Here is a 20,396-nt window from a genome sequence, read left to right on the forward strand (position 1 = left end):
GGGTGCCATGGCTGATATCTACCCCGTCGATCCGCAGTTCGCCGCCAAGGCACGCATCGACAAGAAGACCTATGAACAGCAGTACCAGGCGTCGGTGACCGACCCGGATGGATTCTGGGGCAAGGCCGCCGAGCGCCTGCAATGGATGCGCAAGCCGACGAAGATCAAGAACGTCAGCTACGACCTGTCCGACTTCCACATCAAGTGGTTCGAGGATGGTGAGCTCAATGCCAGCGTGAACTGCCTGGATCGCCAGCTCGAGACGCGCGGCGACAAGACCGCCCTGCTGTTCGAGCCGGACGGCCCGGATGCACCGGCCCAGCACGTGACCTATCGCGAACTGTATGAGCGCACCTGCCGCCTCGGCAATGCGCTGCGCAACCTTGGGGTCAAGAAAGGCGACCGCGTCACCATCTACCTGCCGATGATCGTCGACGCCGCAGTAGCCATGCTGGCCTGCGCGCGCATCGGTGCAATCCACTCGGTGGTGTTCGGTGGCTTCGCGCCGAACTCGATCGCCGACCGCGTCAGCGACTGCCAGAGCAAGCTGATCATCACCGCCGACGAAGGCTTGCGCGGTGGCCGCAGGATTCCGCTGAAGGCCAACGTCGATGCCGCGCTGAAGCTGCCGGGCACGAACACGGTTGAAACCGTGCTGGTGGTGCGCCACACCGGCGGCGCGGTGGACATGCAGGCCCCGCGCGACCGCTGGTTCCACGATGTGGTGGACAGCCAGCCGTCCACCTGCGAACCGGAACGCATGAACGCGGAAGACCCGCTGTTCATCCTCTACACCTCCGGCTCCACCGGCAAGCCGAAGGGCGTGCTGCACACCACCGGCGGCTATCTGCTGTACGCGGCCTACACCCATGAAGCGGTGTTCGACCTGCGCGAGGACGACATCTACTGGTGCACCGCCGACGTCGGCTGGGTCACCGGCCACAGCTACATCGTGTACGGGCCACTGGCCAACGGTGCGACCTCGCTGATGTTCGAAGGCGTGCCGAACTATCCGGACACCTCGCGCTTCTGGAACGTCATCGACAAGCACAAGGTGAGCATCTTCTACACCGCCCCGACCGCCATCCGTGCGCTGATGCGCGAAGGCGAGGAGCCGGTGAAGAAGACCTCGCGCGCGTCGCTGCGCCTGCTCGGCAGCGTCGGCGAGCCGATCAATCCGGAAGCCTGGCGCTGGTACTACGAAGTGGTCGGCGACAGCCGCTGCCCGATCGTCGATACCTGGTGGCAGACCGAAACCGGCGGCATCCTGATCTCGCCGCTGGCCGGCGCGATGGACCTCAAGCCGGGGTCGGCCACCCTGCCCTTCTTCGGCGTGCAGCCGGCGCTGGTCAATGCCGATGGCGAGATCCAGGACGGCCCGACCGAGGGCAACCTGATCATCCGTGACTCCTGGCCGGGCCAGATGCGCACGGTGTACGGCGACCACCAGCGCTTCATCGATACCTACTTCCGCACCTACCCGGGCAGCTACTTCACCGGTGACGGTTGCCGCCGCGACGAAGACGGCTATTACTGGATCACCGGCCGCGTCGACGACGTGATCAATGTGTCCGGCCATCGCATCGGCACCGCCGAAGTGGAAAGCGCGCTGGTCTCGCATCCGAAGGTGGCCGAAGCGGCGGTCGTGGGCTTCCCGCACGACGTCAAGGGCCAAGGCATCTACGCCTACGTCACCCTGGTGGCCGAAGAGGCCCCGAGCGATGAACTGCACAAGGAGCTGATCGCCTGGGTGCGCAAGGAGATCGGGCCGATCGCCACACCGGACCACCTGCAGTGGGCACCGGGCCTGCCGAAGACCCGCTCGGGCAAGATCATGCGCCGCATCCTGCGCAAGATTGCCGAAAACGCGCCGGACCAGCTCGGCGACACCTCGACCCTGGCCGATCCGTCGGTGGTGGCGTCGCTGGTGGACGAGCGCAAGGTGCGCTGATGCAGAACCCGGGGTCGGATCCCTTTCCACCAGGAAAGGGCTCTGACCCCATCTGGTTTCCCCCACGGTTCCCCCCGACCATGACCACCCTCCTGATTGCCGATGACCACCCGCTGTTCCGCGAAGCCCTGCGTGGAGCCGTGCAGCGGGTCATCCCCGGCGTGCAGCTGTTCGAGGCCGACAGCGTGGAAGCGCTGTACGCGCTGGCCGACCAGCACAACGACGCCGACCTGGTCCTGATGGATCTCAACATGCCCGGTGCGCAGGGCTTCAACGCACTGGTGCACATGCGCTCACTGCACCCCCAGCTGCCAGTGGTGGTGGTGTCCGCGCGCGAAGAAGCCACGGTGATGCGCCGCGCGCTCGACCACGGTGCGCTGGGCTTCATCCCGAAGTCTGCGGATTCGGACACCATCGGCCATGCGCTGGGCACCATCCTCGATGGCGAGACCTGGGCACCGCCGGAAGCGCACAACGTGCCGCCCACCGGCAGCGAAGAACGCGAAGTCGGCCAGCGCCTGCGCGAGCTGACCCCGCAGCAGTTCCGTGTCCTGCAGATGCTCGGCGCTGGCCGCTTGAACAAGCAGATCGCCTACGACCTCAACGTCTCCGAAGCGACGATCAAGGCCCACGTCACCGCCATCCTGCGCAAGCTCGGCGTGACCAACCGCACCCAGGCCGTGCTGATGGCCGGCAAGCTGGCCATCGACGACGACGCCATCGTGCTGCCGCCCGAGGAAGACTGACGGTAGTGCCGGCCGCTGGCCGGCATTCGCCTGGAACGTCTGAAACCGCCCTGGTAGGTGCCAAGCTTGCTTGGCACGCCTTTGCTTGGCCCGTGTTATAGCCATCGCTATACAAACCAGCCCTGCCTGCGCGTTTGCCTGTAGATGCGCCACGCGCGGATCGCGATGCTAAGCTTCGCGTCCCCTTGGGGAGTAGCCGGATTCCTTCGCAGGAATCGTCCACGTCAACATACTCGGCCAGTGCGCCGTGGCGTGGACAACCATGATGGTTGGCGAGACCAGCGGCCCGCGCGCGCAACGTCAGGTTGGGCGCGAGCGCGAGCCGTGCGTCCGTCCTTGCCCGACCTCAGCCGCTGTCCATGTCCCCCATTTCGATCCTCCTGATCGGCTTTGCCATGTCCACCGATGCCTTTGCCGCCGCAATCGGCAAGGGTGCGGCCATGCGCAAGCCGGTGTTCCGCGATGCACTGCGTGCCGGCATCATCTTCGGCGTCATCGAGGCGATCACGCCGATCATCGGCTGGCTGCTCGGCCGCGCCGCGCTGCAGTACGTCGAAGCCTTCGACCACTGGATCGCGTTCGGCCTGCTCGGTGCGCTGGGCATCCACATGATCTACAACGGCCTGCGCCCGGACAGCGCCGAGGATGACGAGGATCCCTCGCAGCACCACGGCTTCTGGAAGCTGGCGCTGACCGGCTTCGCCACCAGCATCGACGCGATGGCGGTGGGTATCGGCCTGGCCTTCATGGACGTGCATATCGGCGTGATGGCCGCGGTCATCGGCCTGTGCACACTGACCATGGTGACCGCCGGCATCATGCTCGGCCGCGTGCTGGGCAGCATGGTCGGCAAGCGTGCGGAGATCATCGGTGGCGTGATCCTGGTGATCATCGGCGCGACCATCCTGTACGAACACCTGCACGGCGTGGGGTAACGCATCGGAAGCGAGCGATTGCGTGGTTGCCGGCCAGCGGCCGGCACTACCTGGCGTCGCATCCACGCATGGCGTGGATCTATTGCGCATCCCGCAGCGCGCCCAGGAAGGCACGCAGCGAAGCCGGCTTGATCGGCTTGGTCAGCACGCGGTAGCCACGCTCGCGCGCCATCCGCTTCAGCTCGTCGCGGCCATCGGCGGTCAGCAGCGCACCCGGCAGCGGATAGCCGGCCGCCTCGCGCAGCGCAACCAGCGCATCAAGGCCGTCCATGCGGTCATGCAGGTGGTAGTCCACCAGCATCACCTGCGGGCGCTCGGCGATCTTCTCCAGCGCCTGGTCGACGGTGGCGGCGGTGATCACCTGCACCTGCCAGCGGCCGAGCAGTGCGCGCATGCCGTCGAGGATTTCCTCGTCGTTGTCCACGCACAGCACCCGCAGGCCCGCCAGCGAATCGCTGCGCACCGGTGTGGCCACGGCCTGGGTCGCCTTGGCAGGCTCGGTGTAGCCGGGCAAGGGCGCAACCCGCGGCAGGATGATCGAGAACATCGAGCCACTGCCAACGCGGCTGCGTGCATTGAGGCGATGGTCGAGCAGGCGCGAGATGCGCTGGCAGATCGACAGGCCCAGGCCCAACCCCTGCTCGCCCCAGTCGAACGGCTGCTGGTAGCGGTGGAACTCGTCGAAGATCTGCCGCATGTGGTGTTCGGGAATGCCAGGGCCGGTATCCCACACCTGCAGTTCCACCTCGTCGCCGCGCTGGCGCACGGCCAGCACGATGCGCCCCTGGCGTGTGTAGCGCAGCGCATTGGCCAGGAAGTTCTGCAGTACGCGGCGCAGCAGGCGGCGATCGCTGCGTACCCAGGCCGCGCGCGCGAACAGGTCCAGGCGCAGGCCACGGCCTGCGGCGACCGGCGTGTACTGCGCGGCCAGCTCGCGCATCAACGCACTCACATCGAATTCGCCGATCACCGGGTGCAGGCCACCGGCATCCAGTCGCGACACGTCCAGCAGGCCATCAAGCAGTTCTTCGGCAGCGCGCAGCGACGCGTCCACGCGTTCGGCCAGATGCTTCTGTTCGTCGCTCACGTGATCGCTGTCGCGCAGCGCGGACGCAAACAGGCGCGCCGCATTCAACGGCTGCAGCACGTCATGGCTGATCGCCGCCAGGAAGCGGGTCTTCGACTGCTGCGCGACCTCGGCCTCATGCGAGCGCTCGGCCACGCGCTGTTCCAGCGTCTCGTTGGCTTCAAGCAGCGCCCTTTCAGCGTGCTTGTAGTCGGTGATGTCGTTGTAGCTGGTCACGTAACCGCCGCCGGGCAGCGCCTGGCCACGCATCTCGATCACCTTGCCGTCGCTGCGGGTGCGCTCGAACACGTGCGGCGAGCCGGCGCGCATGTAACCGATGCGGCGGTTGATCTGCACTTCGATATCGCCCTCGCCCAGCTCGCCGCGCTCGGCGTTGTAGCGGATCAGGTCGGCCACCGGGCGGCCCACGTAGAGCATGCCGTCGGGGTAACCGAACATGTCCTGGTAGCGGCGGTTCCACGCGGTCAGGCGCATGTCCGGATCGACCACGCTGACCCCGGCGCTGATGTTCTCCAGCGTGGTCGACAGGATCTCGCGGTTGAAGCGCAGTTCCTGCCCGGCTTCGTCCAGCACCGCCACCACTTCCCCCAGGTCCATGCCCGAGCCACGCAGCAGGCTGGTCAGCAGCAGGCGCGCCGATGCCGCACCGATCGAGGCGGCCAGCAGGCGCTCGGTGAACTGCACCCACGGCCGGTCAGCCGGTGCCGAGGATTGCAGCTCACGGCCCAGCGACTGCGCCTGCTCGAAGAACGAACGCCGTGCATGGCGTTCGCCGACCACGCGCGAAGCCAGCGCCAGCAGGTCGCCCACATGCACATGCCCGGGCCAGCCGCCGGCCACCGACGGGCGCTCGGCATACGGGTCGAGGAACGGTGCCGCACGCAGGCGCTCGTCGACGCCGGGCCGCCAGCGTGCGGACACCAGCATCATCGTGGCCGCATTGACCAGCAGCGACCAGAACGTGCCGTGGGTCAGCGGGTCCCAGCCGGACATGCCGAACAGCTGCTGCGGACGCAGCCACTCGATGCCGAACGGGCCGTGCTGTACCCAGGCGGCGTCGACCCAGCCGGCCATGGTCATCGCCGGCAGCAGCAGGGTGTACAGCCAGGTGGCAAAGCCCAGCAGCATGCCCACTTCGACGCCGCGCCGGCTGGCACCGCGCCAGTACAGGCCGCCGATCAGGCCGGGCGCGAATTGCGCCACCGCTGCGAACGCCATCAGGCCGTACGAGGCCAGCGTGCTGTCGTTGCTGCTGGTGCGGTAGTAGCTGTAGGCCATCAGCGCCAGCAGCAGGATCGCCAGGCGGCGGATCCACAACACGCGCGAGGCGACGTCAGCGGCTTCCTGGTGGTCACCGCTCCGACGCAGCAGTACCGGCATCACCAGATCATTGCTGACCATGGTCGCCAGCGCAATCGAGGACACGATGACCATGCCGGTGGCGGCCGAGAAGCCGCCCACATAGGCGATCAGGGCCAGCGCGTTGCGGCCTTCGGCCAATGGCAGGGCCAGCACCATCGAATCATCGGCGACGCTGCCGCCGGTGCCGAACAGGGTCACGCCGGCGGTGGCGATCGGCAGCACCATGGCCGAGATCAGCACCAGGTAGCCACCGAACATCCAGCGCGCGCGGCGCACGTCGCGCACGTCACCGCACTCGACCACGGCCACATGGAACTGGCGCGGCAGGCAGATGATGGCGAGGAAACTGAGCAGGGTCTGCGAGATGAACCCCACCGGCGGCAGGCCGGTGAACAGCGTATGCACCGATTCCACGACCGCGTCGGTGCGGTTGCTCAGCCACAGGTAGGCGAACACGCCTACGGCCAGCATCGCCAGCAGCTTGATCACCGACTCGAAGGCGATCGCCAGCATCATGCCGTGGTGGTGCTCGGTGGCATCGACCTGGCGGGTACCGAACAGGGTGGCGAACAGCGCCATCAGCAGCGCTACGTACAGCGCGGGGTCGGTGAAGAAGCCGGTCGGGCCGGTGTTGCCGGTCAGCACCTGCAGGCTCATCGCCACTGCTTTGTACTGCAGCGCCAGGTAAGGAACGATGCCGATCAGTGCAATGATCGCCACCAGCGCCGCCAGCCGCCGCGAACGGCCGAAGCGCGAAGAAATGAAATCTGCGATGGAGACAACGTTCTGGCTGCGCGCGATCAGCGCCAGGCGCTCGATGATGCGCCAGCCGAACAGCAGCAGCAGCAGCGGGCCGATGTAGATGGGCAGGTAGCCCACGCCATTGCGCACGGCGGTGCCGACCGCGCCGTAGAAGGTCCACGACGAGCAGTACACGGCCAGCGCCAGGCTGTAGACCACCGGCCGCAGCCACGGCCGGTCAGGGTACATGGGCCGGCGGTCACCCCACCACGCCACGCCGAACAGCAGCGCGGCATAGGCAACCGAGACCAGCAGCAGGATCCAGCTGGAGACCACGCGTGCGTTTCCGTCGGAAGAACCCGCAGTGTAGGCCAGGCGTGGCCGGGTGTACGGGCTCGTGGGGGGCAACCCCCCCACCAAGGTGGGGGCCTACGCGGTGCGGGCCACGACCGTGGGTCGTGGCCGGCTTCTTACTGGGCCGGCACGCCCATTTCCTTCAGCAGCTCCGGCGCCGGGTAGACCTTGGCCAGCAGCCAGCGCAGGTAGCGCATGTCCACGTGCACGGCGCGCTTGTAGCGGGGATCGAACCACCAGCTGGCGCTGACCGACTCCCAGTTGCTGTCGAAATTCAGGCCGATCAGTTCACCCTTGGCGTTGAGCACCGGCGAGCCGGAGTTGCCCCCGGTGGTGTCCAGATTGGTCAGGAAATTGACTGTCTGGGTCTTCAGCGCCGGGTCGGCGGTGCTGCCGAAGTCGCCCTTGGCGATCGCCGCCAGCAGCGGCGTCGGGGCGTCGAACGGATACGCGTTGGTGTTCTTCTCGACGATGCCGGCCACGGTGGTCACCGGCGAGTAGGTCACCCCGTCGCGCGGGTGCAGCGCCTCGACCCTGCCGTAGCTGATGCGCAGGGTGCGGTTGGCATCTGGGTACACCGCACGGCCCTGCCTGGCACGCCAGGCGAACAGCGCCTGCATGTAGGCCGGGCGCAGGCGCAGCTGCTCGCCTTCGCGGGTCTTGCTCTCGTTCTCGATGCGCAGCTGCGCGGCCACCAGCGGTCCGGCCACGGCAATCAGCGGATCGGCGGCCAGGGCCCTGCCTTCGCGGGCAGCAGCGAAACGCGACAGGCGCTGCGCCTCGTCACCCAGTTGGGTACCGGCATACAGGGTGTCCAGCGCCTTGGCCAGCTGCTGCGGGGTACGGCCGAAGGCCGCGTCGAACTCGGCCACGCGCTGCGCGTCCGGCAACTGCTGGTAGCGGGTCAACAGGGTGGTCAGCAGTGCCTTCTCGACCTCCGGTGCGTAGCGGCGCTGGACCTGCTTGAGCACGCCTTCGATCATCGCCTGGTCGCGCTGCTGGTAACCGCTCTCGCGCTGCGCGTCCGGTTTGGCCGATTCGATGCGCAGGCGCTCCAGCAGCAGCGCCGAGCGCAGCAACTGGCTCTGTGCGGCCATCTGGTCCAGCAGCAGGTCACGCTCGCCCACCGCCGCGCCCTGTGACAGGTTGGCCAGCAGCGCCTTGATGTCGCTCTGGTACCTGCGGTCGGTGGCGGCCAGCATCGCGGTCTCGTCGGCGGCACGCTGGGCCTTGGCATCGCTGCGCAGCAGGCCTTCCAGCTCACCGGCGGCGCGCTTGCGGTTGTTCTTCAGCGACTGCAGCTGCGAAGCGTAACGGGTACGTGCCTGCGCGTCCTTGGCGGTTGCCGCCTCGATGGTGTCGATCATCTGCTGGAACACCGAAACGCGGCGCGGCAGCACGGTGTCGATCTGGCCGGCGAATTCTGCCGCGGTACGGTGGCGGTAGGTGATGCCCGGATAACCGGCCAGCATCGCGTAGTCGCCCTCCTTCGGGCCCTCCACCGACATCTGCAGGTGTGCCGGCGCCTGGTAGGGCACGTTGTCCTTGCTGTAGGCGGCCGGCTTGCCGTCCTTGCCCACATAGGCGCGCAGCAGGGTGAAGTCGCCGGTGTGGCGCGGCCACATGAAATTATCGATCTCATCGCCATAGTTGCCGATCGCACGCGGCGGCGCGTACACCAGGCGCACGTCGCTGAGTTCCAGCTGGGCGATGCGGTAGAAGTCGGTGCCGTAGTACATGTTGGCCACCGAGCAGCGCACACTGCCATCCTTCTCGCACTCGGCCACGATCTGCTTGCTGGCGGCATCGACGGCATCGAAGTAGGCACGGCCGGTCTTGCCGCGGGCCTGCGCCAGCACCTGGTCGGTCACCTTGTCGAAGCCGACGGTGACCAGCACGCGGAAGTCCGGGTTGGCCGGGCGCTCGTCGGCACGGTCCCTGGCGATGAAGCCACCGTTGATCAGGTCGTGCTCTGGGGAGCTGTTGTACTGGATCACGCCCATCGCCACGTGGTGATTGGTCAGCAGCAGGCCGTCGCTGGACACGAACGAGCCGGTGCCGCCGCCCGCTCGCACCACCGCGCTCAGCGGCGGCGCGGTGACGTTGGCCAGGTCGGCCGGATTGCCCTTGAAGCCAGCGGCCTGCAGCGGCTTGGCCAGGTCCGGCAGCTGGGTCGGCATCCACATGCCTTCATCGGCGTGGGCACCAGCGGCGAGAGTCAGGCCCAGGGCCAGGGCGGTGGGAAGGGCTTTGCGTGGTGACATGAGGCAATCCGGTACGACAGAACAGCCCGGGACCATAGCCGCTGGGGCCGCATGGGGCAACGGCTGATGGTTGGGGGCACCGATGCTGGCTAGAATCAGGCACGGATACTAGGGAAGGACCGATGATCGCAGGAATCGATCTGGGCACCACGCATTCGACAGGGCCATCTGCCGCCGAGGCGCTTGCCGACCGCATCGTCCGCAACGGTCAGCAACGCGATCCGGCAGACTTCGCAGCCTGGCTGCAGCAGTCCCCGGAACCGCAGCCCCCTGCGGATGCTGGCGCGGTGAACCTGGCAACCTGGCAACGGCTGATGAAGGGCACTACGCCGTTCCCGCAAGCGAACTTCGAGCAGCTGGCCGACCGCTTCCAGTGGTATGACCGGGACAGTATCCGCGAGTGCTACGACATGGCCGCCCTCGGCCACAGCATGCACCTGTGCTGGTTGCTGGTGCCAGGCAACGAGACCGCGCTCGCCCGTTACATGCATCTTGAGAATGCGCCGGTTTCGGTGGTGCAGGCCCGCACCCGTGTCGCCCGGCTCAGTGGCCCCTGGCACCCACTGCGCGCGCGCATCCAGGCGCTGTCCGCGGGCACGCGGCACGAAATGCGTGAAACGCTGCATTACCTTGTCGGCGTGCCTGTGATGGCGCACGTGGCGCTCCCACCGCCATTGCAGCGCAGGCAGGTCATGTTCTGGGCGGCCGCATGCGACGCCCTGCACCATTCCGTGCCGTCACGCAGACGCTTCACGCGGCGAACGGTCGCTTTGGCACTGCTTCTGACGTGCGCCCTGCTGGCCGCCATCGCAATCCTCCGCGGGGCATTTTCCAGCTCCCCCGGCAATGCAGACAGTGATCGTTCAAGCCTGCAGCCCCCACACGAGGCAAACCCATGAGCAACTGGATGGACCTGCTGGAGCGCGCCAAATCCACCGACCCGCAACCTTTCGCGGTGTACCTGCAGGGTCTGCGCAGCCAGTGGTCCCTGGACGAGCGCGCTGAAGCCAGTGCTAGGGTGCTGCAGGCGCTGCGCGCGCGGCAGGCGCCCATGAACCTGTCCGAAGCCGCGGCGCTTTACCAGGCCTTCGGCTGGGACGACGCGGGCTGCGGCCTGGCACCAGGCGAACTGCGCGAGCTGGCCGAACACGCCTGGCAGGACTGGCTGCAACTGCCCGCGCAGACCGATCTGCTGGCCCAGCAGATGGAGGCGCGTGGCGGACGCTGGACCAGCCACGATGACGCTGCCAGCCGCCTTCAGCAGCTGCGCGAACCGCGTTCGCACCTGCGCAACCTGATGTCCGCGCTGCCGCTGCGCGTGCCGCGCCAGGCCGCAGCGTTGATGGACGTACTGGGCTGCCAGGAGGACCGTCCTCTGCCGCCCGGCATCGATGCGGGCCAAGCCCGCTTCTGGGCCGGCGCCAGCGATGTCACCCGCCTCACCGCAGCACAGTTGTCATTGCTGCGTGCACTGCTGGCAAGCGTGGCGCTGACGTTGATGGCCTTCATCGCGTTGGCCACCACCCAGATCGCCAACACGCTGCTGCCCTACCAGTCGGAAGAGCAGCGCAGGGCGATCGTGCTGGGCACGGCAGCGCTGGCGCCACTGCTCGGCACGCTGCTGGCCATTGGCCTGCGTCATCTGTTCGTCTGGCAGAGCGCCCCTGAAGACCCGTCCGTGCCGCCTTCCCGGCTGCGTTGGCTGGCCCTGCCGGTCGCCTGCGCAGCCATCGCAGTGGTCGGTACCGCCGTCTACCTGTGGGTGCCCTCGCCTTCGCTGTGGTTGGCACCGCTGTGCTGGCTGCTGGCCTGGACCGTGCTGGCCACGGCATGGATCCGCTACCAGCTGCGCCGGGGCAAGCCCGTCCGCATGGAATTGCCAGTGTCATTCCTGATGATGCTGTCCGTGCTCAGCGTGCTGCCGGCGCTGCTGGGTGCGCTGCTGCTGTGGAACATGGACCTGTCCGGGCACCGCCAGCGGCTGCGCCGCAGCTGAAGAAGCCGGGGGTCGGACCCTTTCAACGAAAGGGCGCCGCCCCCGACCCGGTCATTTCTCCCGCCGCCAGTTGATCGAACCACGGTTTTCCACCGTGCTCGATTCCACTTCCACATCAAACCCGCGGCGCAGCAGGTACTTCAGCGTGATCACCGAACCGGCGCCCACCAGCGACACGCCGTAACCCACGTAAAGCTTGGGCGAGATGTACTTGCCGACGCCGATCACCGAACCACCCAGCGCGCGCGACTGGCTCACGCCTGCATCATCCAGGCCCAGCTTGGCACCCAGCTGCGAGGCGAGCAGGCCACTGCCAGCCGAGAGCGCCGCCGAGGCCGCGTTGACCTGCTGCGCCTGGTCGCTGCTGGCGCCGGTCAGGCTGCGTCCCAGCACCAGATAGGCCAGTGCCTCGGACTGCGACATCGCCGGATCGGACCACACGTCGGCACGCGGTTGCTGGGCACGCCCGGTCACGTCGATGCCGGCGGTGACATCACCGATGCGGCGCTCGGCGCGGATGTTGATGCGCGGGTCGGACACCGCGTTGTAGTTCCAGTTGAGGTTGCCACGGGTGATGGTCAGGTCCTGCCCATACGCCTTGTAGCGGCCGCTCACTTCCAGGCCGCCATTGGCGGTCATTTCGCGGCCGGGCTTGGCCCAGACCTGCATCTTGCCGGTCAGCGCGCCCTTCAGGCCGAACCCGGTCATCTTCACCTTGTCGCCCAGGCTGACCGTCAGGTCCATGTCCAGCGGCGAGGTGCGCGACTCTTCCGGATCGGCCGGGTCGAGCACCACCACGTCTTCGGACACCGAGGTGCCGCGGTCCAAGCGTTCCAGATCGATGTCGGCCTCGGGCACGTGCACGGTGCCGCGCAGCTCCATCGCCGCCTTGGCCAGGGTGAAGTCGAGGTTGGGGTTGGCGACGATGCGCAGTTCGCTGGTGTTGGACAGCAGCACGTTCTCGCCATGGATCTTCAGCTGCAGCGGCTGCGCATCGCCGAACCACGACAGGCCACCGTCCACGTACAGCGTGCCCTGGCCCGAGTTGGCCTGCGCGGTGATCTTGGCCGAACCATCGGGCTGGGCCACGAAGCTGCCCTTGCCCTGGTCGAAGGTCAGGCCCAGCGCGGGGAATTCGCCCTTGAAGTTGCTCAGCTGTGCGTCACCGCCCAGCGACGGCTGGCCTCGCGTCCCGCGCAGGCTGACGTGGCCTTCGATCAGGCCGGTCGGTCGCACGATGTCCGGCGAGAACAGCTCCAGCCAGTACAGCCGCGACATGTTGAGGTAGAGCTCACCATTAAGCGGCGCACTGGCTTCCCAGCCGGTCTGCATCTTGGCGTCGACGAAGCCATTGCCCTGGAAGCCCATGCCCAGGTAGCCCTTGATGCTGGCCGGGGTCATGTCGAGCTTCAGCGAGAACTGGTCATAGCGCACCAGCTCGCCGCGGGTGGTATCGCCCACGGTGTTGCGGTTCTCGCCCAGGCGCACGCCGCCTTCCTTCGAGCGCACCTCCACATGGCCTTCCCAGGCGTTGCCGCGCGGGCGGATGTGCGCGTCCAGGCTGACATCGCCGCGAAGGTAGATGCGGCGCCCGGACTGCGGCGGCAACCACGGCTGCACCAGCGCCAGCGGCAGCGCGTCGCTGCGCACCACCAGGCCTTCGCGCGGCCAGTTGGCCTGTGCGCACAGCGCGCCGCTGCTCGCGGCGGCCAGGCAGGCTTCGGACAGGGTGTAGGTGCTGCCGTTGATCGCGAACGCCGCCGGTGCACGCAGCGCCCAGGCATCGCCCTTCACCGGTGCGATGCGCAGCGACGCCAGCTCGCCACGCCACTGCGTGCCCTGCTGGCGCACGCTGCCCTGCAGCTCGACCGCACCCATCTCGTTGCGGGTCTGCGCAGCCAGGCGCAGGTTGGACACACTGCCCTGCGCGTCGATGTTCAGCCGCTCCAGCAGCATGCCCGCGTTGACCTGCTGGCCCTGCACCGCCAGCGTACCGCTGTCGCCGCGCCACGGCAGGCGGCCCTTGATGCTCACGCTCTCGGCGCCGTAGCCGTCCCAGTTGAGGTTGTTGCCGACCAGGTCGGCGGTGATGTCCGGCGCATCGCGCGGGCCCTTCACCTGTACCTGGCCACGCAGGCCACCGTCGGCGGCCGGCAGCAGGTCGCTCAACTGCAATGGCTCGAAACGCGCATCGATGTCGAGGCGGTCGCCGACCTTGCCCGACGCGGTCACCCGGCTGCTGCCCAACGCCAGTTTCAGGTCACCTTGGCCCTGCGCGCCCTGCAGCGCGAACTTGCCCTGTGCGTCGAGATTGCGCTGGCGCAGCATGCCCTTCAGCGAGGGCAGGTCCACCGTGGCTTCCAGCGTACCGGCGGTGCCCGGTGCGGCATTGGCCGGCGGCGGCAGCTGGCGGCCCTTGGAGGCCAGGTTGCCGGACAGGCGGCCATTCCAGCCCGGCACGAAATAGCCGGGGTCGAAATCCTTCAGCGTGGCCTTGGCGTCCCAGTCCAGCTGCGGCGCCCACGCCACCTGGCCTTCCACCTGCAGCTGGCCACCGGGCGTCTGCGCCTGCAGCTGGTGGATCGACGCGGCCTGGTCATTGCCGCGCACATCGAAGTGCAGCTGCGCCTTCTGCTTTTCGCGTTCGACCTCGGCGCGGCCGATCGCCGCCCAGGCCTTCAGGGTACCGGCCAGGCCGAAGCGTGCTTCCTTCAGAGTGACCGGCACCGGTGCGCTGCCGGCGGTGTTCGGATCGGGCGCCGGTACATAGGTCAGGTCCCGCGCGACCACCGAGAAGTTGAGCTTCTGCTGGTTTTCCTGGCTGTAATCGGCGGTGCCCTCCAGGCGGGCTTCGCCACCGAGGCCCTTCAGCAGCAGCGGCGAGACCTTCAGTACCTGGTCCTGCAATGACACCATGGACGGTGCAAGTTCCAGTTCCTGCTCGCCCTGCTTCACCCTGCCACGCAGGTTGGCATTGCCGCCCTTGCCAGCAGCGGTGAAATCCAGCGACAACGGCGTGATCGCCGAGCTCGCCAAGGCCGGCGACAGCAACGCCAGATCCAGCTCGTCGCTGCGCACGCTGGCGTTCCACGTCGGGTCGGTGCGGCCATCGAACACCAGCATCGCGTGCAGCGGCTTCGGTGCACGCCCGGCCATCGCCACTTCCATGTGCGACAGGTCACCGCGGGCGACCAGGCCGACGGTAGCGGCTGTGCGCCCACGCGGTGCCGGCAACACCGCCGTCACCGTCACGTCGGTGTCGTAGTCCTTGGCCGGGATGTAACGGCCCTGGGCAGTGAAGTTGCCCATGTCACTGTCCACCACCAGCTTGTGCGCCTGGAACTCGCCGTTGGCGATCTCGATGCCGCCGCGCACGCGGCTGATGTCGATCACCGGTTCGTTGGCCTGGCTGATGCGGAAGCCATCGATGGCGATGGCATCGGCCTGGATCGCCAGCGGCATCTCGATCTGCGGCAGGGAATCGGGCCACGACGGCAGCTTGAACGGCTCATCGCTCTTGGCCAGGTTCAACGTCGCGTTGGTCAGCTCCAGCTTGTCCAGCAGCAGCTTGCGGCCCAACAGCGGGCGCAGGTCCGGCTCCAGGTGGGCACGCTCGGCGTGGAAATGGATGTCGTCATAGCGGAAGTCGACGTTGTACAGGGTCAGCGGTCCGGCCACCGGGCCGTCCACCTTGTCCCAGGTGAAGCTGGCGCCCACCGGCAGCCGCGCCACCACCTGCGCCAGCAGTACGTCACGGCCAGCCACGGTCTGTAGCAGCCAGTAGACCGCCAGCAGGGCAAGCAGCACCAGGCCCAGCACGCCCACACCCGACCATGCCCAGAAGCGGCGACGGCGATAGAAGCGCACGCGTGGCGGCGGGGTGTTCGGGGTCGGTGCGGACGCGCTCACAGATCCGCTCCGATGTTCAGGTACAGCTGGAACTGCGAATCCGGATTGTTCAGGCCGTGCGCCACGTCGATGCGCACCGGGCCCACCGGCGATTTCCAGCGTACGCCGAAGCCGACGCCGGTATGCAGGTCGATGGTGTTGTCGAAGGCACTGCCGGTATCGACGAACACCGCCGCACCCCAGGGGCCACCGTTGAAGTAGTGCTCGTACTCGGCCGAGCCGATCACCAGGTTCTTGGCACCCAGCGCGTACTTGTCCGGCTTCGGCGTACGCGGGCCGACCTCACGGTAGGCGTAGCCGCGGATGCTGCGGTCACCACCGGCGAAGTAGCGCAGGCTCGGCGGCATCGCCACCAGATCGCTGGTCCAGGTGGTGCCGCCCTCGCCGCGCAGGATCAGGCGATTGCTTTCACCCACCGGGATGTACCAGCGCAACACGGCGTTGGCCTGCACGAAGCTGGTATCCGAGCCGGCGCCTTCCACGCCGGCACGCACCGTTGCAGCGCCGCTGATGCCCTTGCGCGGGAACATCTCGTCGTCGACGTTGACGTAGTCGGCAACCATCTGCGGGTACACCAGCGTCGAGGTGTTGTAGACCGCGTCGGTGAATTCGGTGCCGGAGGCATAGCGCCAGCGCTCGCGCAGCGCGTTGATCGAGGCGATCGCGGTCCAGTGTTCGTTGATCTCGCCGCTGCGGCTGGCGATCAGCTTGAAGTTGCGCAGGTCGATGTAGTCGGTCTGCTCGTCATACGCGCTGGCAGCGAAGGTGTACCAGCCATCAAGCCAGTTGAAGGCCGGAATGCGGTAACTGGTGACCAAGCTCTTGCGCTTCTGCGCATAGTCCAGCTGCGTGTTCATCTTGTGGCCGCGGTTGTTCAGGAACCGCCGCTCGATGCCACCGCGCACACCCGGGCCGCTCTCGCTGCCGTAGCTCAGGCCTGCGGTGTAGATGGTGCGCTTGGCCCGGGTCAGCTTCACGTCCACCGGCACTTCGCCGTTCTCGTCGGCCTGGTCCGGGCGCGGCTGGATGTCGATCACGCTGAAGTAGTCCAGCTTGGTCAGCGACTCGCGCAGCCGGTCCAGCTTGCCCTCGTGGTAGTAGCTGCCCTGGTCCCAGTACACCAGTGGATCGAACAGCTTGTCGACGAAGTAATCCTGCTCGAAGCGCACCGGGCCCATGTTGTAGCGGCGGCCGCTGTCCCAGGTCAGGTCGATGTCGGCGGCGTTGTCGGCGCGGGTGATCTGCACCTGGCGCTGGGTGTAGTCGGCATCGAAGTAGCCGCGCTCGGCCAGGCGCCGGGTGATGGTGATCTTGCTGGCTTCGTACTGGGTGTGCTCGAAGCGCTGGCCCTTGCGGGGCTTGAAGGCGGCCAGGTCGTCCTGCAGGTACTGGTCGTACATCGCCGGGCCGGTGATGTCGATGTGCTCGCGGCGCACGGTCACCGGGGCGCCCTTGTCGACGTGGATCAGCACGCGCACGTGCTCGTCCTCACGCGGCGCCTCGACCTTGATCACCGGGTTGTAGTAGCCGAACGGCTCCAGCGCCTGGCGGGTCTGCCGCTCGGCCTGCGACAGCAGGTACTCCAGGCGCGATTCGCCCTGCTCCTTGCCGATCGTGTCGTACAGCGACAGCGATTCCTGGATGTTCTCGATGATTGCGGCGTCGTCGCCCTTGTCCAATCCCTTGATGTCCACCTTGTCGATGGTGCCGCGCGCATGGACCACGGAAGTGGCGGCCAGCGACAGGACCATCAGCGGCAGGGCGTATTTCTTTGGCTGCATGCGGCACAGCATACCGACCGGAGGTGACGATGCGAAATGCATCACGTCATTGCGGATCGGTTGTTAAGTGGCGGTCAAAATACACCGCAAAGTGTCGATTGTCGCAACCGACCAATCAGGATGCCGGCATCGTCCACGATGTCGGCAATGACCCCGATAGACAACGCCGGCACTACCGATACGGGCGTCAGCTCGACAGATGCTCGATCGCCGCCACCTTGCCCAGGCGCTCGCCCAGCATCGTCAGCAGCGCCAGGCGGTTGCCACGCAGTGCCGGATCTTCCGCGTTGACCATCACGCCATCGAAGAACGCGTCGACCTGCGGACGCAGGCGCGCCAGGCGTGCCAGCACCGCCACATAGTCCTTCTGGTGCAGGCTGGCGCCGGTGTCATCGATGGCGGCGGTGACCGCTTCGGCCAGCGCGCGCTCGGCATCTTCCTGCAGCAGTGCCGCGTCGATCTGCGCCGGAATCTCGCCCTCGGCCTTGCGCAGGATGTTGCGGATGCGCTTGTTGGCCGCGGCCAGCGCCTCTGCCTCCGGCAGCGCGGCGAAGGTGCCGATTGCATCCAGGCGGCGATCAAAGTCGTACAGCGAAGCCGGCTTCAGCTCGGCCACGGCGTTGAAGTGCGTGGCCGGCACGCCCTTGTCAGCGTAGTAGCCCTTCAGGCGGTCGAGGATGAAGTCGTACAGCTCGCCGACATCGGCCTGCACGTTGCGCGCGGCCAGGCCGGCATTGGCGCTGGCCATCAGCGCGCGCAGGTCCAGTTCGAAGCCGCTTTCGATGATCGTGCGGGCCAGGCCCAGCGCATTGCGGCGCAGCGCGAACGGGTCCTTGTTGCCGGTCGGCTTCAGGCCTGCAGCGAAACCACCGGCCAGCGTATCCACGCGTTCGGCGATGGCCAGCACCTTGCCCAGCGGCGACAGCGCGATGTCGTCACCACCGAAGCGTGGCTGGTAGGCCTCGTCGATGGCCAGCGCCACGTCGGCCGATTCACCACCGGCCACGGCGTAGTGGCGGCCGGCGATGCCCTGCAGTTCCGGGAATTCGTTGACCATGCGCGACTGCAGGTCGTTCTTGGCCAGCTCGGCAGCCCGCTTGGCCTGCGCCGGATCGGCACCGACCTGGGCTGCGATCACTTCGGCCAGTGCGGCCACGCGCGCCACCTTGTCGGCCACGCTGCCCAGCTTGGCCTGGTAGGTCACCGTCTTCAGGCCGTCGCCCATCGACACCAGGCCCTGCTTCAGGTCCTCGTCGAAGAAGAACTTGGCATCGGCAAAGCGCGGGCGGATCACCCGCTCGTAGCCCTTGGCCACTTCGGCCACGTCCTTCGATTCGATGTTGGCGATGCCGATGAACTTCTCGGTCAGCGTGCCGGCGGCATCCAGCACCGGGAAGAACTTCTGGTTGATCTCCATCGTTTCGATCAGTGCTTCCTGCGGCACTGCCAGGAAGGCGCGTTCGAAGCTGCACAGCACCGCCGACGGCCATTCGACCAGGTTCACCACCTGCTCCAGGTTGTCGTCGGTGATGCGGGCGCTGCCACCGGCCCCGGCTGCAGCGGCCTCGACCTCGGCGACGATGCGCGCACGTCGCTCGCTCGGGTCGACCAGCACGAACGCGGCGCGCAGCGCTTCAACGTAATCCTGCGGCTGCGCCAGCGACACGGCCTGGTCGTGGTGGAAGCGATGGCCACGGCTGGCACGGCCGGCCTGCAGGCCGAACAGTTCGGCCTCGACCACGTTGGCGCCGTGCAGCAGCACCAGCCAGTGCGCCGGGCGGGCGAAGCCCCAGGCGTGATCGCCCCAGCGCATCGGCTTGGGAATCGGCATCGCCGCGATCGCCTCGCGCAGGATTTCCGGCAACAGGCTGGCGGTGCTCGCGCCCGGGGTGACCGCGCGGTGCACGAAGCGCTCGCCCTTGTTGTCGGTGGTCTTCTCCAGCGCGGTCCAGTCGATCCCGGCCTTGGCGGCGAAGCCCTGCAGGGCCTTGGTCGGCTGGCCTTCGGCGTCCAGCGCGATGTTCAGATACGGGCCCAGCACTTCGCTGTGCTGTTCCGGCTGTTCCAGGCCGACGCCCGGCAGCAGCACGGCCAGCCGGCGCGGGGTCGACAGCGGGCGGGCATCGCCCAGCTCCAGCGCGACGCCACGCTTGCGCAGGCCTTCGACAACACCGTCGAAGAACGCCTGGGCCAGGCCCGGCAGCGCCTTGACCGGCAGCTCCTCGGTGCCCAGTTCGATCAGCAGGGGGGACAGTTGGCTCATCGGTTCGATCCTGTGGTGGGGGCGCAGCGCGCAACGCGTCCGGCGCCCCGGGTAGTTGATGAAAAGCGGGACGGTGCAGGAAGGCGGTCAGGCCTTCTTCGCACCCGGGAAGCCCAGCTTCTCGCGCTGCTCGTAATACGCCCTGGCCACCGCCTGGGCCAGCGCGCGCACGCGCAGGATGTAGCGCTGGCGCTCGGTCACGCTGATCGCGCGGCGCGCATCGAGCAGGTTGAAGGTGTGGCTGGCCTTCATCACCTGCTCGTAGGCCGGCAGCGGCAGGCCCACTTCCACCAGCTTCTGCGCTTCACGCTCGCAGGCATCGAAGCGGTGGAACATTTCGTCCACGTCGGCGTATTCGAAGTTGTAGGTGCTCTGCTCCACCTCGTTCTGGTGGTAGACGTCGCCGTAGGTCACCGGCTGGCCGTCCGGGCCGTAGGTCCAGACCAGGTCATAGACGTTGTCGCAGTTCTGCAGGTACATGCACAGGCGCTCGAGACCGTAGGTGATCTCGCCCAGCACCGGGCGGCACTCCAGGCCACCGGCCTGCTGGAAGTAGGTGAACTGGGTCACTTCCATGCCGTTGAGCCAGACTTCCCAGCCCAGGCCCCACGCGCCCAGCGTCGGCGATTCCCAGTTGTCCTCGACGAAGCGCAGGTCGTGCACCAGCGGATCGATGCCCAGTGCCTTCAGCGAATCCAGGTACAGCTGCTGGATGTTGTCCGGCGCCGGCTTCATCGCCACCTGGTACTGGTAGTAGCGCTGCAGGCGGTTCGGGTTCTCGCCGTAGCGGCCGTCGGTCGGGCGGCGCGACGGCTGCACGTAGGCCGCGTTCCAGCTTTCCGGCCCGATCGCCCGCAGGAAGGTGGCCGGGTGGAAGGTACCGGCGCCCACCTCCAGGTCGAGCGGCTGGATGAGCACGCAGCCCTGCTGGGCCCAGAACTGGTTCAGGGTCTGGATCAGGCCCTGGAAGGTGATCGGAACGGTCGGGGTCGCGGACATGCGTACGA

11 protein-coding genes and 1 riboswitch are annotated in these 20,396 nt (G+C 67.4%); of the genes, 5 read left to right on the forward strand and 6 right to left on the reverse strand.

Features of this window, described 5'->3' with window-relative positions; all coding sequences use genetic code 11:
• The first annotated feature begins 7 nt into the window (after positions 1 to 7).
• From acs to ACM0O9_RS16205, 3 genes are all read left to right on the forward strand, one after another.
• The gene (gene acs, locus ACM0O9_RS16195; RefSeq protein WP_053498791.1) at positions 8 to 1,951 is read left to right on the forward strand and encodes an acetate--CoA ligase; all 1,944 of its coding nucleotides are present in this window, start codon (positions 8 to 10) and stop codon (positions 1,949 to 1,951) included.
• Positions 1,952 to 2,031: 80 nt separating this feature from the next.
• Positions 2,032 to 2,697: a response regulator transcription factor gene (locus tag ACM0O9_RS16200; protein WP_005420420.1), complete on the forward strand. Its 666-nt coding sequence runs from the start codon at positions 2,032 to 2,034 to the stop codon at positions 2,695 to 2,697.
• Between the two features lie 181 nt (positions 2,698 to 2,878).
• Positions 2,879 to 2,968, forward strand: a riboswitch (yybP-ykoY riboswitch).
• Between the two features lie 88 nt (positions 2,969 to 3,056).
• Complete coding sequence (locus ACM0O9_RS16205) at positions 3,057 to 3,632, forward strand: manganese efflux pump MntP (protein WP_005420421.1); 576 nt, start codon at positions 3,057 to 3,059, stop codon at positions 3,630 to 3,632.
• A gap of 79 nt (positions 3,633 to 3,711) precedes the next feature.
• Here the strand turns inward: ACM0O9_RS16205 and ACM0O9_RS16210 are convergent, their stop codons facing one another.
• Both ACM0O9_RS16210 and ACM0O9_RS16215 read right to left on the reverse strand, forming a co-directional pair.
• On the reverse strand, positions 3,712 to 7,158 hold the full coding sequence (locus ACM0O9_RS16210) for a hybrid sensor histidine kinase/response regulator (RefSeq protein ID WP_414604219.1): 3,447 nt from the start codon (positions 7,156 to 7,158) through the stop codon (positions 3,712 to 3,714).
• A 134-nt stretch (positions 7,159 to 7,292) separates the two neighbouring features.
• Positions 7,293 to 9,440, reverse strand: a complete 2,148-nt coding sequence (locus ACM0O9_RS16215; RefSeq protein ID WP_235649978.1) for a S46 family peptidase — start codon at positions 9,438 to 9,440, stop codon at positions 7,293 to 7,295.
• A 122-nt stretch (positions 9,441 to 9,562) separates the two neighbouring features.
• On the opposite strand from ACM0O9_RS16215, the gene ACM0O9_RS16220 reads away from it, so the two are divergent.
• Both ACM0O9_RS16220 and ACM0O9_RS16225 read left to right on the forward strand, forming a co-directional pair.
• Positions 9,563 to 10,339, forward strand: coding sequence for a hypothetical protein (locus ACM0O9_RS16220; protein WP_065177808.1), 777 nt, complete (start codon positions 9,563 to 9,565; stop codon positions 10,337 to 10,339).
• Entirely contained in the window at positions 10,336 to 11,436 is a 1,101-nt protein-coding gene (locus tag ACM0O9_RS16225) for a hypothetical protein (RefSeq protein ID WP_235649977.1), read from the forward strand. The genes ACM0O9_RS16220 and ACM0O9_RS16225 overlap by 4 nt, the downstream gene beginning before the upstream one ends.
• Positions 11,437 to 11,487: 51 nt before the next feature.
• Here ACM0O9_RS16225 and ACM0O9_RS16230 read toward each other — a convergent pair whose 3' ends face one another.
• The 4 genes from ACM0O9_RS16230 to glyQ form a co-directional block, all read right to left on the reverse strand.
• The gene (locus ACM0O9_RS16230) at positions 11,488 to 15,345 is read right to left on the reverse strand and encodes a translocation/assembly module TamB domain-containing protein (protein WP_235649976.1); all 3,858 of its coding nucleotides are present in this window, start codon (positions 15,343 to 15,345) and stop codon (positions 11,488 to 11,490) included.
• Complete coding sequence (locus ACM0O9_RS16235; protein ID WP_032954656.1) at positions 15,342 to 17,138, reverse strand: autotransporter assembly complex protein TamA; 1,797 nt, start codon at positions 17,136 to 17,138, stop codon at positions 15,342 to 15,344. The genes ACM0O9_RS16230 and ACM0O9_RS16235 overlap by 4 nt, the downstream gene beginning before the upstream one ends.
• Positions 17,139 to 17,313: 175 nt before the next feature.
• Positions 17,314 to 19,389, reverse strand: a complete 2,076-nt coding sequence (gene glyS, locus ACM0O9_RS16240; RefSeq protein ID WP_138953428.1) for a glycine--tRNA ligase subunit beta — start codon at positions 19,387 to 19,389, stop codon at positions 17,314 to 17,316.
• An 87-nt stretch (positions 19,390 to 19,476) separates the two neighbouring features.
• Positions 19,477 to 20,388, reverse strand: coding sequence for a glycine--tRNA ligase subunit alpha (gene glyQ / locus ACM0O9_RS16245; protein ID WP_005420440.1), 912 nt, complete (start codon positions 20,386 to 20,388; stop codon positions 19,477 to 19,479).
• Positions 20,389 to 20,396 lie beyond the last annotated feature (8 nt).

This window comes from Stenotrophomonas sp. FR012 (assembly GCF_047520565.2).
GTDB lineage: Bacteria > Pseudomonadota > Gammaproteobacteria > Xanthomonadales > Xanthomonadaceae > Stenotrophomonas > Stenotrophomonas sepilia.